Consider the following 15,088-nt stretch of genomic DNA (forward strand, 5'->3'; position numbering starts at 1 on the left):
TGATCGTCACCGACAGCTACGGCGCGAGCCTGCAAATGACGCTGCTCAACAAGCTGGCCGGGATGGAGAACCAGTTTGTCGCGGGCATGGCGGGCGACTTCGCCAACTCGCATTTCACGCAGGCTTCACAAGACGCGCAGTTCACTGACTCACGGGCGACCATAGGCATTGGTCCCTATGAGTCTCAAACCGATGCAAAGACGCGCAACGCCAACTATGGCGTGTATTTCGAAGATACGTTGTCGATCACGCAGCAGTGGTCCATGACACTGGCAGGACGTTATAACTGGTCCAAGTCCGTCATCGGCGATGAAAGCGGTGTACAGCCGCTGCTCGACGGCAGCCATACTTTCTCCCGCTTCAACCCAGCGGTGGGCATTAACTGGAACCCGACCCCCACCTTCACCGCCTACGCCACTTATAACGAAGGCATGCGCTCGCCGACCGCGATCGAACTTGCCTGTGCCGACCCGGCCGCACCCTGTTCCTTGCCGAACGATTTCATTGCGGACCCGTCGTTGCAACCGGTGATCTCGAAGACCTACGAGATCGGCGCGCGAGGCCAGCTTGGACATGGGACCTCATGGAGCGCGGCGCTCTACCGGACCACACTCGACAACGACATCCAGTTCGTCAGCAGCAACGGCGCAGCCAGTACGCTGGGCTTTTTCCAGAACGTGGGCAAGACGCGCCGGCAAGGGGTGGAGCTGGCCGGGCGCACACAGTTCGGACCACTGGGCGTGGCCGCGAGCTATAGCTACGTGGACGCAACGTATCAATCTGCATGGACCGAAAGCAGTTCCAGCAATTCCAGCGCGGATGCCAACGGCAATATCACCGTCAAGCCAGGCGACCGCATTCCCGGCATTCCGCAAAACACGGTCAAGTTGCGGCTTGACTATGCGGCCACGCCGAAATGGAATGTGGGGACCAACCTCACGTATCGCGGCAGCATTTTTGCTCGTGGCGACGAAGACAATCAGGATGTGAACGGTTCAGTAGCGGGTTATTTCCTGATCGATCTCGACACCACCTACAACATCACGAAGCAGCTACAGGTGTTCGCCAGCATCACGAACCTGCTCAACAAGCGTTATGCGAGTTTTGCGATCCTTGGAGAGAATGACTTCGACGGCCCGAACCATACCTTCAACGGCGCCAATCCGGCCAATGAGCAGTTCCTTGGCATCGGCGCGCCGCGGGGAGCGTGGGTGGGACTGAGGTATGCGTGGAAGTAGGTTTTGTTTCGCACCGGGTTCTTGCGACTTGCTCCCGGTGCGAACGAGACTGGCGTGCTACTCAATCGACCCCGCGCTGTGCGGATACGTCACGATGCCCCACGCGAGCGGCAGTCCTTCAATCTGCTTGACCGGCTGGTAGCTGGTGGCGTCGATGACATACACGGCGTTCGACCGGCCGCATGCCAGCATCAGCTTCGAGCCGTCGGGCGTGAAACTGAAGTGCCAGCAACGCTGGCCCACCGGCACATCGGTTACATGATCGAAGGTCTTGGCATCGAATACCTGCAACATCTTGCCGCGCGCCGCCGCGACCATCAGGCGCTTGCCGGCGGGGTCGAACGCGACACCGTAGGGTCCCATCTGCGTATCGACACTCTTGATCACCTTGAAGCTGCGGGCGTCCAGCACGACGAACTTGTTGGTGTTCTCAAGGGTGACCACGTATTGCCTGCCGTCAGGCGAACGCTTGATGCCGCGCGGGCGCGATCCGTGGTCCAGCTTGAGCGTGCGCAGCGGCGCGCCGGTGCCGACGTGATACACCGAGACCGTATCGTCGCCCTCGTTGGTCACCAGCATTTCCCGGCCATCGCCGGAAAACTCCACGCCCTCCGTCTCATGCCCGCTCTTCACCGAACGGATTACCCGGAGACTCTTCAGGTCGACAATCGCGATCTCCGCCGGCGGCTCATTCGCGTTGTCATCGTCCTTTCCCGCGCCCGGAGGACCGCCTTTGTCGGCCCCTGGTGCGGCTCCTGGCGCTCCTCCTGATGCACCGGGCGCTCCCGGTGCTCCTGACACGCCCGGAGGCGGCCCACCGCCCTCGCCCGGCTCGTAGGTCACGTAGGCGTACCCGCCATACACCCGGACAAACTCCGGATTCTCGCCGATCTTCACCCGCCGCAAAACTCGGCCGGTGGCTGTATCGACTTCGGACAGATCACCTGGTTTCTTGTTGGCCAGCAGCAGCCGGCGGCCGTCGGCCGTCAGGCTCAAGCCGCGGGGGCCATCGTCGCCGAACGAGAACGTCTTCGCGAGTGTCATCTGGTCGAGGTCGATCACCCCAACCCCTGCCGTCTCGCTCGTTACGTAAGCCGTCGGCGCCGCCCACGCCGGGCTCGCGCCCAACGTGATGCCAGTCGTCACCACCGATGCGAGCGCCAGATACGCCGTCGCCTTTTTCAGATGCATGTTCGTCTCCGCCTATTGTTCTTTGCATGGTGCACCGGATGTCCTCGGACATCGCGGACCCAAAGGTCAACTTAGCCCATGATGGCGGTACTTGACAACGGCTCGGGGCGGGAGATTCTCCCGAAAGCGTTTTCCAAAAGCGCGTCCGCGGGTCTAGCGAGTCGCGTCGGGGTCGTCGGCGAGACGATCGACCAGCGCCTTGACGCCGCGACGCCACGACAAATCCGTGTTGCCGCGAATATCGACCGAGCGCTCGAACACGGTCTTGCCCGACTCCACCTCTTCCACGCGAAGATTGATGTTGATGATCAAGTTGCTGACTTTTTGCACCCAGCACACGCCGACACGCTCAACGCCAAGCTTGCGTCCGACTTGCCGCTCGCAGCCGTTGCACGCGTTCATATTCTGCGCCGCAGTAAGTTGCGTAATCATGGCGCTCGCAGGCGCGTTATCGACGACACGAAAAAGCTGGCGGTCACGCAACCGGGCTCGCAGATCATCGCTGATCAGGCTAATGCGAGCCTGCTGCGTGCGGTTGGTATCGGCGTCGTTGTAAGAGGCGTTATCGTCGATGAGCGTGCAGTCGATAACAGCAATCGACCGCGGCGCAGCCATCGCCTGCGATCCGGCAGTTACAACGGCAAGACATAGTGCGACATTGCGCAGAACACACAATGTGCGCCGCGGCCCATGATGTAAAACGCTTCGCAACTGCAGCATGGCTGTAGATATCCACGAGTCGATGATGCGATCCTCCATGGAGCGGCCCTTTACATAGTTATCCGGATCACATGGTCTAGCCAGTCACCGCTCGTTTCGCGCCAGCATGTGAAGCCGAACTGCTCACAGTCTGACGCCGCCTTAAACTTAAGCCCCGTAAACTCCGCAAACCCCACACAGGAAGAAACCGCCAGGTCAGCAGCAGCAACGCAAGCAACGCTGGACACCAATTAAGATTGGTCGCCGCGGGCTCCCGGTGCATCAACTGTGGATCGAGCATGGCATGGGTCAATGCTTCGGCCCCAAACAGCCGCTGATACTTGAAGCCGATCCGTGATGCGACCGACGCAAGGTACTCGCCCCGCAGTTGCGACAACTCTTCGTGGCTTTCCGCTGTGGTCGGCTTGCCTGGTATGGTCGGGACCTGGATCACGTCATCGGCGTGCCAGAATCCCACCCTGTTGCCGTTGGCATCGGTCTTTGGAATGTTGGCGGGCTGGTCCCCGCCCACGCCAATTAGCCAGCCATGAACCTTTCCGCTAGCCAATTCACGCACCCGGTCATTTGATGGCAACACGGGTGGCGCTTCCTGACCATCGGTCACGAAGATCACTGCGGTATCCGGCCCGACTTCCTGCGCTGTGCGCACCGCCGAGTAAATCCCACCCTCAGCCACGCGGCTCCAGTTTGTCCAGCGCATGCGCCCATCAATTTCATTTAACGATGACAGCAGCGTGTCGAAATTGCTGCACACCTCAACGGGCGGCAACAGCAGTAAAGTGCGCTGTCCGGTAAACACGCTCCATCCGACCTTCGATCCGCAAGGCAATTTCCCCAACGTTTCGCGCGTGGCGGCACGGGCGAATTCAAGCCGGCTAGATGGCGCATCGTTCGACCCCACGTCCTCGGTGTCCATACTTTGCGTAATATCGAAGGTGACGATGTAACGCGCGGTATCGCGCGGCAAAATGACGGGTGGCATCACAAGCGCGGCGACCAGCAACAGCAGCGCGAGCACGACCGGCCACTGTTGCGGGCTGAAGAGACTTCGCGCAAGGCTTCGCCCATGTGGAGCGGTTTTCACGGCAGATCCTCAGCCTGAGCCCCGCGCAACTTGACGTCGTGTTGCTCCTTGACATCCGGCTCGTCGGCGCTCCCGGTCTCTTCCGGAGCGCGCCACAACGCGCGTTCGAGGTTGTAGCGCGCGTCCCAGTCACCGGGCGTCGCGCGCAGCAACTGGCGGTATCGTTGCTTCGCCTGTTCCAGTAAAGGCAACGATTTGACAGGACCGGGATTTCCCTCGCCGGTCGCCTGACGTAGATACATATTGCCCAGGTCGAAAACCGCGGCATGCGCCAGGTCGCTGCTGGCGTCGTCTTGTATCAGTGCCTCATAGAGCCTCTGTGCGTCCGCGTAAGCGCCCGCTTTCGACAGCGCCATCGCACGGGCCAATCGAGCTTCGGGGAGATCGGCTAGATGGGAAGACGCGCTGGTCATGGCATCTGCTTGGGCAACAGCCTGGCGCACATCTTCAGCATGCTTCATGCGTAATCCTCCATCCGCCACTACGGCCGCACAAGCCAGCGCGACAAGTCCGAACGCGATGTGAGTCCAGGAGCGTCTCATGCCCAACTCCTGACCTGAACCAGATGCAACGCGAGCAGGAAAGCGCAGAAGACCAGCGCGGCCGCAAAGCAATAAGGACTGCGGTCCTGTCGCGGCAACTGCTCGACAAACGACACCTGATATTTTTGCTGCCGGTTGATATCGGTCATCGCGGCGGCCATCGCATCGGCATCGTTTGCTTGATAGAGGTGATACGGGGACTTCAACGTGAGAAAAAAACGGTGCAGCTCGGCCTCGGCGGAGGTATCGTTGGCGGCGACCGCCCGCAGATCAGGGCTGTATACGCCACTGCGCAAGTAGATGAAATACAGGTCGACTTGATTGCGCGCGAGGCCTTCTTCTATATCGCGACGCGCTTGCGCGTCGAGTCTTGCGCCGCCGTCCGAGACAAGGACGATCGCCCGGTGGCCGTCGTAACGACGTCCGTCAAATTGTCCGATCGCTGCGCGCAAACCGCGATCGAGCTGCGTGTCTGCCATGCCGCGGCCAATGCCCGTGCCGGCTATCGCATCCTGAATAATCGCATGATTCGCCGTGAAGCGAATGACCGGTATAGGGCTGATGCCGAACATCATGAACGCGAACCGGTCGTTCGGACGGTCATCGACGAAACGGGTTATCGCCCGGCGAGCGACTTCATTCTTCGACATGCCCCGCGAGTCGATGGGCTGCCGCCCCATCGTGTCATCCATGCTGGAACTGCGGTCCATCAGGATGAGAATTTCGGCACCGGTGCCGGTGTGCAGAACATGCATATTGGAACGGCCCGGGCCTGCAAGACCGATGACAATGGCAAGTATCGCCAGCACCGCGCAGCCTCGCCATACCATCCCGACGGCACGTCCGAGCCGGTCGACCGGCAGCCATCCGATATATGAAAAGCTCAGCGCATCACCGCGTCGACGCAGCAACGGAAGGCATGCGAGCGGCATTAGGGCAAGCACGTAAGGATGAGCGAAGTCGATAGGTGAAGTCATTGCTGCTGACGCCTCTCCACGCGATAGAGCGCGCGGCTCAAGTCGAGCAGGGGGAAGCTTTCATCAGCTGAACGCGAAGCAAAGAAACGCTCGCCCGAGTGCTGGTAGAAGCGTTCGAGCTGCGGCTGCAGCGCTTGCAAATGCGGCGCTCTTGCAAGCAGGCTCGGCAGTGAACCGGCGTGCACGACCTGACCCGCCGTCTCGTTTAATGCACGATGCAGACACAGCCATCCGCGCGCATTTTTATCGGACTGAGATGACTCCAGGCGCTGCATCTCCATGTACGCCCGGGCAAACGGCAAGCGCGCCGCTTCGCGTGTGTTACGCCATTTCCACCAGCCGAACCAGGCGGCAAGCGTCAATGCAAGGAACCCAAGCGCCCACATGGCCTGCCTGCGCAGCGGCGCAATGGCGGGTAACGGCGCTGGCCGGTCGGGACGCAGTGGTAGAAGGTCGCCTGTGCCAAATGCCGTATTTGGCGTGAGCGGACTCACGCTTACCGGCCATTCCGGCACCTGCACCGACCCCAGTGTCAGCGCGGGCAGAGAAATAGTGGTGAGCGTTTGCGGCGCGTTCACGATCTGATAGTCGATGACCATCCATCGCCGCCCTTCCCCATCCGTTTCAATGCGCGGATGGTGGCGCTCGAACCAAATGCCGATGCGCCCCGTCGATGGCGTCGCGGCGGCGCTAGAACCGTCGTTGCCCAAAGGGAGCAGGATGCGTTGCGAAAGCACATCGCCGACCGTGTAGCCGAACGCGCGCGGTTGCTCCACGATGACCGGCGCAGGCGCCGCCCTGGCAGCATGCGTCATGCTTAGGATTACTGCCGTGATGACCAGGAATAGCGGACGCGCGAATGGGCTCATGCGACCGCTTCCAGGAAGTATCGCGACAACGCTTCGGCATCGAATGCGCCCTGAACGTAAAACGGCCGTATCCCGCGCTTATCGAAGAGCCGCTCGATTTCGGCACGCCGTCGCGCGACGGCATCGCGCCAATCCCGACGCGTTTTACCGAGCAGCCACACTGTTCGGCGCTCTCCCGTTTCGGCATCATCAACGGCCAGCAGCGCGCCATGCTCCGGCGGCTCCACTTCCGCGCGGTCCCATACAACCATCGGGATGACGTAGGCATGGGTCAGTGTATCGAGTATCTTCGGCAGCCGTTTCAGCGGCCAATGAAAGTCCGAGACAATGAAGACAATCCCCTGCCGCCCGGCAAGTTTCGCGACCGATTGTTCCAGCCCATCGATACCGCCTGCCACGCCGGGCGATTGCGCGGCACGGCGCACCGTGGCCGCCATTACGTCGCCAACACCCTGACCATAGCGCGCTGGTGAATAGAGTTCTTCACGCTCGGCGGCATCGAACACGAGCATGCCGACCTGATCGCCCGCTCGGAACGCGCTGTAACCCAGCGCGGCTACAAAATCCGCTGCAACGTCGAGCTTGGATTTGATCTGCCCGAAGTGCATCGACGCTGATACGTCGATCACGACATATATCGGTACGGCCACGCGTTGCAGATGAACGCGAACGAGCCACTCGGCGGGAATAGCCCGCAAGCTCGCGCGTAAATCAATACGGCGTGGATCCGGATGATCGAAAAGACGCGCGTGCATGGCGAACGCCTGACCCGCACCGAAGCTCGAACCGGGATGCGATCCAGGTCGCGAGCCACCGGCGCGCATTGGCAACCGGTAGTGAAATTCTGGCATTGCGCTGATCGTATTCATGATGTCTTCATGACGTTACGGCACCGCGACTCTCGCCATGATCTGCGCAATCAGCGCTTCCGCAAGTTCCTGTCGGCGCAGTTCGTAGATTGGCGTGAAGAACACGCGATGCCCGAGCGCGGGCAATAACACTGCGTGAATATCCTCCGGTATCAAATGCGAGCGCCCGGCCAGCCACGCGACCACACGCGCCGCCCGCAAGAGCGCGCTCATGCCGCGCGGACTCGCGCCAACGAGGATGAGCCGCTCCATGTCAACGCCGTCCAGCGCAATATCGAATTGCTGCGGGTTCTCGGTCGCGCGCCAGATGTCGAGCACGTAACGCTCGATCGTCGCGCTGGCGCTCACGTTGCGTTGAATGCTGGCGCCGATGTCGTTCAACTCTGCCCATCGGACCACGCCAGGCGTCACCCGTTCGAGCAACGCGTCGACATCGTGGAAAACAGGATCGAAAACCAGCGCGCGTCTTACTTCGGAATCTGACGGCGTCGGCATGTTCAGTTCGAAGAGAAACCGGTCCCGAGCAGCCGATGCCAGCTCGAACGTCTCCTCACGTTCAACCTTGTTACGATCCGCGAATACCGTCATATGAGGAAATTGATATTCACGGTCAAACGCGGAAACGGTACGCTCGGCCATCGCGCGCAGCAGGAGCGACTGGACCTGCGGCCGCGCCCGGTTGATCTCGTTGAAGAAGAACGTCGTCAGGTTTTCGCCGTGGCGCAGCAAGGGACCGGGATCAATCCGAGGTCTTCCCTCCGCGTCAACATATGTGTGATAGATGAGGTCGCCAGGCATCATGTCGATGGTGCCTTCCACGCGCCCGAAACCTCCGCCAATGGCCCGCGAAAATGCGCGCAGCACGGTCGTTTTGCCGACCCCTACGCCACCTTCCAGCAATACGTGACCGCGCGCAAACAGCGCAACATTGATCAAGCGGATGATTTCATGCTGGCCAGCGACGGCCTCTGCGACGCTCTGCTCCACCCGTAATGCATTCTCGCGCCAGTCCTGAAGTTGCTCCTCGAAAGCCATCGGCCAGGTCTCCTGTTGCATCGCGGCACTATGTAGGAAACAACGCGCCGGATCGAGAGGATGCAAAAGTCGTACCGAGTTTAAGCACCCGATGAATTATTGTTGAGAGCCTTGCCAGCGAGGGTTTTAATCGGCCACGCCGGGAGCGACTGAGAAACACACTGTCACAGCCGGCGGTACACGTTGTGCCTGCGATTCAACGTCGCTGATCGAGCGGGCTGTTATGGTCCGGACACAACGGAAACTTGGTGCCGCCATGCTTTTCCTGCTGTGCAAGATTGGCGCTCACTCCGTTCCGGGCTCAGCGCGTGCCCGAACCTGCATCGCTGTCAACGTTGCTTCCATAAACTGCCGGAAGTCATGGTGGACGAATGCAGAAATAAACAAACCGTCGGGCACACCCCTGCGGTGGAACGAATACTCCCAACGAATGTGCGTGACACGGTCGCCTCCCGAGAAGCGGAAATCCGAGAACGCGTGCGTAATATATCGGCCGGTATCGTTTGTGAGATTCCATACTTCATACTGAAACCGCTGCGGCAATTGATCGGCCGTGATCTCCTCAAGCGCGCTGGAACCATCGGCAAAGACGACTCGTCGACGGTCGCCCACGTTTCTCCACGCGCCAATCAACGCGTTGCTGCGCAGCGGGCCAGGCTCTGCAGCGGATGGTGACCGAAGAGATGGGAGAGGAAAATAAGAATATTTTCCATTCAGGAACACCGAGAATTCGGGAGCACCTTTCTCCGCAAACCATCTGGAAAATTTGGCAAATGGAACTTGTAGATCGAATTCGACGATCACGGTCTCGTAAGGCCCGTTCGGCTCGTTCGGCTCGTTCGGTTCGGCAGCCGGGCGCCTGGCCTCCCGTTGTGCCTGGTCACGTTGTGCGACCGTGAGTGATGGATCACTACCAACTGGGGCCGAACTACATCCGGTCAGTCCAATGACGAGACCAGTCAGCGCTGCAATGGAAGAATATCTTGCCGTGTTGCCAATCATTTAAAGCCTGGTTTTTGGATTGCGCTTGCATGTTTTTGAATTGCCATGAAAAGGCAATGCTAATAAATACAGGGTGGTGCTCGTTGGTCGACCTCTCTGAAGGCTCATGACAACCGGCAGGCCGGCGATGAGTCAAACTGGAATACCAAGCACTGTCTACATGGATGGTTTTTCATCGACCTATACCCGGCAACCATTTGATTCGCTTTCCTAACAAGAACTCGCGCCGGACAAAAAAGATCTGACCATGCGTGCGCTGTCGCTCCAAAGGCCGTTCATCGCGACATCCTGGCGCGCAAGCTCCGACGGATCGGGCCATGTGAGCTGACGTTTGACAAGCGAGGCATACAGACGTCCGGTGGGTGGCGTTATCCGGCCAAGTGCCAGGTCTGCGAGGTTTTGCCCGGCCTGTTCCACGGTTGCAAGACGCGCCATCGGCCGGATCAGACCGACGGTACCCATTGCCAGTCGGGCCCAAAGCGGCCACGCCCGAAATAAAGATGTTCCGACGGTAAGGCCTGGATTGTATGCAACAACAGTCAAGCCCTTTTCCTTCGCCTCGTTGGATCCGGCCAACCCGCGGGCCATAAGCAGGTCACAGAGCTTCGATGCTGCATACGCGCGAAATCCTGCCGAAAATCCGGTCGAGCCGCCCTGTCCTTGAGGATAAGCCAACAACTCCGGATCGAGTTTCTTAGGCGCCATTGGATTCTTGTCCGGGTCGTGTGTATCGCTGGTAGTGATGACGACCGTCGCACCTTGCGCAAGCTTCGGCAGCAGCAACTGCAGCAACAGGTAATGCGCCAGATAGTTGACGGCGAACGTAGTCTCAAAACCATCTTCCGTCCGCTGGTTAATATTTGGAAACTGCGTCCCTGCATTCAGCACGAGCCCGGCGATCAACTCATCCCCAAGCTCCTGAATGACGCCCTGCGCAAACACGCAGACACTGGCAAGGCTAGTGAGATCGAGCGGCAATGTCTTAACGGCAAACTGGCTCGCAGAACGGGCTCCAAGCAAAATACGCATGCCGGGCGTCTCGGCAATCTGCTGCGCGGCCACTTTGCCCAGACCCGATGTACCGCCCGTCATCACTATGGTTTTCAATGAATCACCTTCGTCCGTGTGTTAGAGGGTCAGGCCGGCGAAAGCCTCTGCGCGTTCGCGGTCAACGTCCCTTGTGATGGCCGCTTTCTTAGTCGCTTTTCCTTGAGTTTCGCCCGGCATGTCGTGCCTCGTGAGTTGCTTGTGCATGCCAGGAAGTATCGGCTGAGGGACTGAGGTTCGCATGCCTGAATCCTCAAATATTTTGCACAATCCTCCAAATCCAATTTCTATTTGGAGATTCAGCGCTAAAATTGCCCACCCTTTAGCCCGTCATGAACTCGTCTCATCCCCTCTGGAGACATCGCATGTCGCCGACCTTGATAGCCGCCCTGAATCATTACCTGGATAGCAACGGCGGAGACGACGGAGCGCTCGTCACTCCGATCGACGGATTGTTTCTTATGCGTTCGACGTGTGAGAGGCTGCCCTACCATGTCATGTACAAACCCGCGCTGTGCATTACCTTGCAGGGAGCGAAACAGGTATTGTTCGGCGACAAGCTGTTTGACTACGGCGAGATGCAAGCCCTCGCGGTCAGCGTAGAACTTCCTGGTGTTGGTCGAGTGACGCGAGCGAGCAAAAGCGAGCCCTATCTGGGCATGGTCCTGCAGCTTGACCTCGGCATATTGCGGGAAGTCAGTGCACAACTCTCCCCGCCTCCAAAACACGATGGAAATGCTCGCATGGGGGTCTTCGCGATGGATGTTGAAGGGCCACTGGCCGATTGCATCGGCCGGATAATCCAGATGCTTGGGACGCCGCAGGCTGCGCCGATCCTTTTCCCTTCAATCATGCGGGAAGTATCCTATTGGCTGCTGACCGGCGAGAGTGCGGGCGAAATCTGCAAGCTCGCGTCACCTAATGGCCGCACGCAACGCATTACCGAAGCGATCTCTCTTTTGCGCGGTGAAATCGCTCGTCCTATTCGCATCGAGCAACTTGCTGATAAGGCTCAAATGAGTCCATCGTCCTTTTACCAGCATTTCAAGTTACTCACTTCCCTGACGCCTATCCAGTATCAAAAGCAGCTGCGACTGCTTGAGGCCCGCCGTCTGATGGTAGAAGACGGAACCAACGTAACGGGCGCCGCTTATAGAGTGGGTTATGAAAGCGTCTCGCAGTTCAGTCGCGAGTACGCGAGGATGTTCGGAACACCGCCAAAACGCGACATCGCCGAGCTACAGGCGCCCTTGGCTTAGCAGATGCGGCGGGAAGACCGCGATTAGTCACGCAGTCACGCGCGCGAGCGTAGCTGAGTCTTACCCGACTCTTACCCGAGTATTACTTCGTCGTGCGTTTCGCCGGCGCCCCGTGCAACGGAGTCGCGTCGTGTCTTAAACTGCGATTCAGAACCATGGCTCAAAAGTCACGAATGAAATACATCAAATACCTGGCGATTTTTGCGGTTTGTTTTGTCGCTGTGTGCTACCTGGTCCCCGAGTTCCCGGAACACCCTCAGATGAGCAGCGAATCTATTGACGAGATGAAACTCGACAGCGCAGGAGACAGGCTGCTCGTACGCACAGAACATTACGACTACGATTTCGCTCTTCCCACCAAGGCCTTGAGCCTGGCCTTGGCGCCTCTGAAGCACTCCAGCCCCATGAAGAGTTCCGACACGCCATGGTTCGCCCACGGAGATCTGTCCACTCTGCAACTCAACACTGACGGCAGCTTTAGCTCGCGTCTGACGGTCACCTTCATAGGCTATGATTCAGAACTGCGCGCTCTTGATATCAGGCTCCCGGGCAAGGAAATCGCCCGGCTGGAGAAATACGGTTTTACGCAGTCCGGGAACAACAACACCGGTGATTTTAATGCGACGTGGTCCACGGACATCGCTGGCCACCGGCATGACCATAACAGCCTGAGCGGCTATTCCGGCGCAGACCTATTAACCTGCTGCGACAATAATCTCAGGGTGATTCTGGACACTCAGGAGAAGACAGAGCACAACCGCCGCCTCAACGGCATGCTGAGGCCATTGACCGTGGTCACCGGCGCTGTAAAGCGCGCGATTTCGCTTTGTTTCTTGCTCATCTTTTTATTGTTCGGCGGTAAGCTTGGGCTGCCCAGTGGCTGAGACACATGTCCATTGCTCCGCATGATCTGGAGGCGTCCGATTCATGCACCATGCCCTCGTGATTCGTATTGTTTATCTATCGGATGGCTGGTCATCGAGCCTTGGACAATCCGCGCAGTAGTATATGACGCTCTAATGCGATCCATCAGGATGGCTTATGAAATCCGATATCATGTTCCACATCTCAACCGGATTTGAGTACATCGGGAAATGTCCGCAGGAACGAATCCTCGCGACCCTCACACCGTTTTCCCGGAGGCTGGAGAGGTAGGATAAACCGTCGTTTTCCTCACCATGCATGAACATTCTCGGACACGGGAGTGACAGAAAGCGCCTCATCAGGTCTCCGTGGTCAGAAAGCTCGACCATCGACTTAAAGATGCCTGGAACAGCTGCTGCCCGTACTTTATGCCGAAGGCTCGCTGCGTAAAGCGCAGAGGAGTGGTAATGCGAATGCCATGTCCTTTCGACGAAGTTCTCGAAGAATGCCTCAGCGCTTTCGGAAGGAAAATCCATGATCTGGCGACTTAGAAAACAATCTTCTGGAGCGACGTTCCCTTCAATGTCCGTAAAGCTTAGAACGCGGGTGGGTTCTGCATCTGCCAACAGCAACGCCGTCAGCCCACCCATCGAGTGTCCGACCAAATGGAAGTCAGCCACGGAGAAGTGCGCGAGCAGGCGGCGTGCCGTTTCAACAAGGAATGGAATGGACACGGCGTTCAGATCGTCGCATTCAGTTTCACCACAGCCGGGGGCGTCGTAAGCGATGATAGGATGCCCGTCAAACGCCTGATTTAGAACGACATCCGCGTAATCTTCCTTGGTTGACCCGAAGCCGTGCAGAAATAAAATTGGCGCCCCTTCCCCGGCTCGATACATGGTCGCAAGCTTCAGCCTGACACCGGGCACGTCCAGCTCAATCGTTGTCTTCGTGAGTTCTGTGTTTGATGACATTGTTAGCGCGTCCTTTTACAACGAGTGACAGAAGCGCTTGATCGCCCGGCATGCGTCGATCAACGCATCGTCGTCCAAGGCATACGCGATGCGGATATACGGAGCAAGACCAAACGCACTGCCCTGCACGACGGCCACGTTGGCCTCATCCAGCAGCGCACCCGCCACGTCGTCGTCGGTATTTAATTTTGTACCCGCAGCCGTCGTTCGTCCGATCAGCTCCTCGCACGATACAAACGCGTAGAACGCGCCACCTGGCGTAGGGCATGACAATCCTGGCGTCTCATTGAGCAATCGCACCATCAGGTCGCGCCGCTGCTCGAACACAGAACATGTTTCACCGATGAATTGCTGCGGACCTGTGAGCGCAGCGAGTGCTGCATGCTGTGAGATCGAACTGGCACCGGAGGTCTGCTGTCCTTGAAGCTTCTCCATGGCATCGAGCAGCCAACGCGGTCCGGTCCCAAATCCGATGCGCCAGCCTGTCATGGCATACGCCTTGGACACGCCGTTCATCGTCAGCGTGCGGGACATCAGACGCGGCTCGACCTGGGCGATCGTGTGGAAGACAGCGCCGTCGAAGATCAGGTGCTCGTAGATATCATCTGAAAGCACCTGCACATGCGGGTGAGCAAGGAGTACTTCGGCGAGCGCCGCAAGCTCGTCCCGGGTGTAGACCGCGCCCGTTGGATTAGAAGGTGAGTTAAGAATCACCCAGCGCGTGCGTGATCCGATTGCATCGGCTAACGCCTGTGGCGTGAGTTTGAATCCACTCTCGCTCCCGCAGGTCACGATGACCGGGCGCGCGCCGCACAGCTGGACCATCTCCGGGTAGCTCACCCAGTACGGTGCGGGCACGATCACCTCATCCCCTTCGTTGAGGGTCACCGCCAGCGCGTTGTATATCACCTGTTTACCGCCGCTGCAGACGATAGTGTCCTGCCAGCCAACCTCGAGGCCGTTCTCGTTGCGGAACTTCGCAGCTACTGCCTCGCGAAGCGCGCGCATGCCGGCAACCTGCGTATAGCGGGTGTGCCCTGCACGAATCGCCTCGATTGCAGCCTCGCGTATGTGCGCGGGCGTGTCGAAATCGGGTTCACCGGCGCTCAGCGAGATGACCTTGGTGCCGGAAGCACGGCGAACCGCGACGCGGTCCATCATGCGGTAAGTGGCAGAGGGTTGTGCCCGGGCCAGGTGAATGTTCAGAATGTGCTGGTCCCTGTTCATGCGATTCTCCAGCGTGTCAGGCCCAGAAATTCAAGCGTGCTCGCCCCTTGCGTGAGCTGCTGCATCATCAGTTGTTTCCTTCTTCGATAGCTTCGAATTCGTTGTCGAGCATCACGTCGGCAACGGGCGTCCCGTGCACGTCTAGTCATGGCAGTGCCGTGATCTGGTTGCGATGACGTACATTCCCGCA

General features: G+C 58.8%; 15 protein-coding genes. 3 read left to right on the forward strand and 12 right to left on the reverse strand.

Annotated elements, in window-relative coordinates:
• The coding region (locus JWR14_RS30080) for a TonB-dependent receptor (RefSeq protein ID WP_299716602.1) at positions 1-1,238 on the forward strand (1,238 nt) is incomplete at its 5' end.
• A 57-nt stretch (positions 1,239-1,295) separates the two neighbouring features.
• Here the strand turns inward: JWR14_RS30080 and JWR14_RS30085 are convergent.
• The 10 genes from JWR14_RS30085 to JWR14_RS30130 all read right to left on the reverse strand — a co-directional run bounded on the left by JWR14_RS30085 (position 1,296) and on the right by JWR14_RS30130 (position 10,619).
• Positions 1,296-2,429, reverse strand: coding sequence for a cytochrome D1 domain-containing protein (locus JWR14_RS30085; RefSeq protein WP_299716605.1), 1,134 nt, complete (start codon positions 2,427-2,429; stop codon positions 1,296-1,298).
• 153 nt (positions 2,430-2,582) lie between these two features.
• Entirely contained in the window at positions 2,583-3,044 is a 462-nt protein-coding gene (locus JWR14_RS30090) for a DUF3280 domain-containing protein (RefSeq protein WP_299716608.1), read from the reverse strand.
• 181 nt (positions 3,045-3,225) lie between these two features.
• Entirely contained in the window at positions 3,226-4,131 is a 906-nt protein-coding gene (locus JWR14_RS30095; protein WP_299716734.1) for a vWA domain-containing protein, read from the reverse strand.
• A gap of 98 nt (positions 4,132-4,229) precedes the next feature.
• Entirely contained in the window at positions 4,230-4,775 is a 546-nt protein-coding gene (locus JWR14_RS30100; RefSeq protein ID WP_299716610.1) for a hypothetical protein, read from the reverse strand.
• Positions 4,772-5,752 carry a vWA domain-containing protein gene (locus tag JWR14_RS30105; protein WP_299716613.1) on the reverse strand — a complete coding sequence of 327 codons (981 nt, stop codon included), beginning with the start codon at positions 5,750-5,752 and terminating at the stop codon, positions 4,772-4,774. The genes JWR14_RS30100 and JWR14_RS30105 overlap by 4 nt, the downstream gene beginning before the upstream one ends.
• Complete coding sequence (locus JWR14_RS30110; protein ID WP_299716616.1) at positions 5,749-6,621, reverse strand: calcium incorporation protein MxaA; 873 nt, start codon at positions 6,619-6,621, stop codon at positions 5,749-5,751. The genes JWR14_RS30105 and JWR14_RS30110 overlap by 4 nt, the downstream gene beginning before the upstream one ends.
• On the reverse strand, positions 6,618-7,481 hold the full coding sequence (locus JWR14_RS30115; RefSeq protein WP_299716737.1) for a DUF58 domain-containing protein: 864 nt from the start codon (positions 7,479-7,481) through the stop codon (positions 6,618-6,620). Before JWR14_RS30115 ends, JWR14_RS30110 begins: the two co-directional genes overlap by 4 nt.
• A 24-nt stretch (positions 7,482-7,505) precedes the next feature.
• Entirely contained in the window at positions 7,506-8,525 is a 1,020-nt protein-coding gene (locus tag JWR14_RS30120) for a MoxR family ATPase (protein WP_299716619.1), read from the reverse strand.
• 285 nt (positions 8,526-8,810) lie between these two features.
• Positions 8,811-9,527 carry a hypothetical protein gene (locus JWR14_RS30125; protein ID WP_299716622.1) on the reverse strand — a complete coding sequence of 239 codons (717 nt, stop codon included), beginning with the start codon at positions 9,525-9,527 and terminating at the stop codon, positions 8,811-8,813.
• 210 nt (positions 9,528-9,737) lie between these two features.
• Positions 9,738-10,619 carry an SDR family NAD(P)-dependent oxidoreductase gene (locus tag JWR14_RS30130; RefSeq protein WP_299716740.1) on the reverse strand — a complete coding sequence of 294 codons (882 nt, stop codon included), beginning with the start codon at positions 10,617-10,619 and terminating at the stop codon, positions 9,738-9,740.
• Positions 10,620-10,939: 320 nt separating this feature from the next.
• On the opposite strand from JWR14_RS30130, the gene JWR14_RS30135 reads away from it, so the two are divergent.
• A complete protein-coding gene (locus tag JWR14_RS30135; RefSeq protein ID WP_299716625.1) occupies positions 10,940-11,833 on the forward strand; it encodes an AraC family transcriptional regulator in 894 nt (297 codons plus the stop codon).
• Between the two features lie 173 nt (positions 11,834-12,006).
• Positions 12,007-12,717 (forward strand): hypothetical protein, encoded by a 711-nt coding sequence (locus JWR14_RS30140; protein ID WP_299716628.1) that lies wholly within the window; start codon positions 12,007-12,009, stop codon positions 12,715-12,717.
• A gap of 132 nt (positions 12,718-12,849) precedes the next feature.
• Here the strand turns inward: JWR14_RS30140 and JWR14_RS30145 are convergent, their stop codons facing one another.
• Entirely contained in the window at positions 12,850-13,671 is an 822-nt protein-coding gene (locus tag JWR14_RS30145) for an alpha/beta hydrolase (protein ID WP_299716631.1), read from the reverse strand.
• A gap of 15 nt (positions 13,672-13,686) precedes the next feature.
• Entirely contained in the window at positions 13,687-14,898 is a 1,212-nt protein-coding gene (locus tag JWR14_RS30150; RefSeq protein ID WP_299716633.1) for a pyridoxal phosphate-dependent aminotransferase, read from the reverse strand.
• Positions 14,899-15,088 lie beyond the last annotated feature (190 nt).

This window comes from Caballeronia sp. (assembly GCF_028292365.1).
In the GTDB taxonomy this organism is placed as follows: Bacteria; Pseudomonadota; Gammaproteobacteria; order Burkholderiales; family Burkholderiaceae; genus Caballeronia.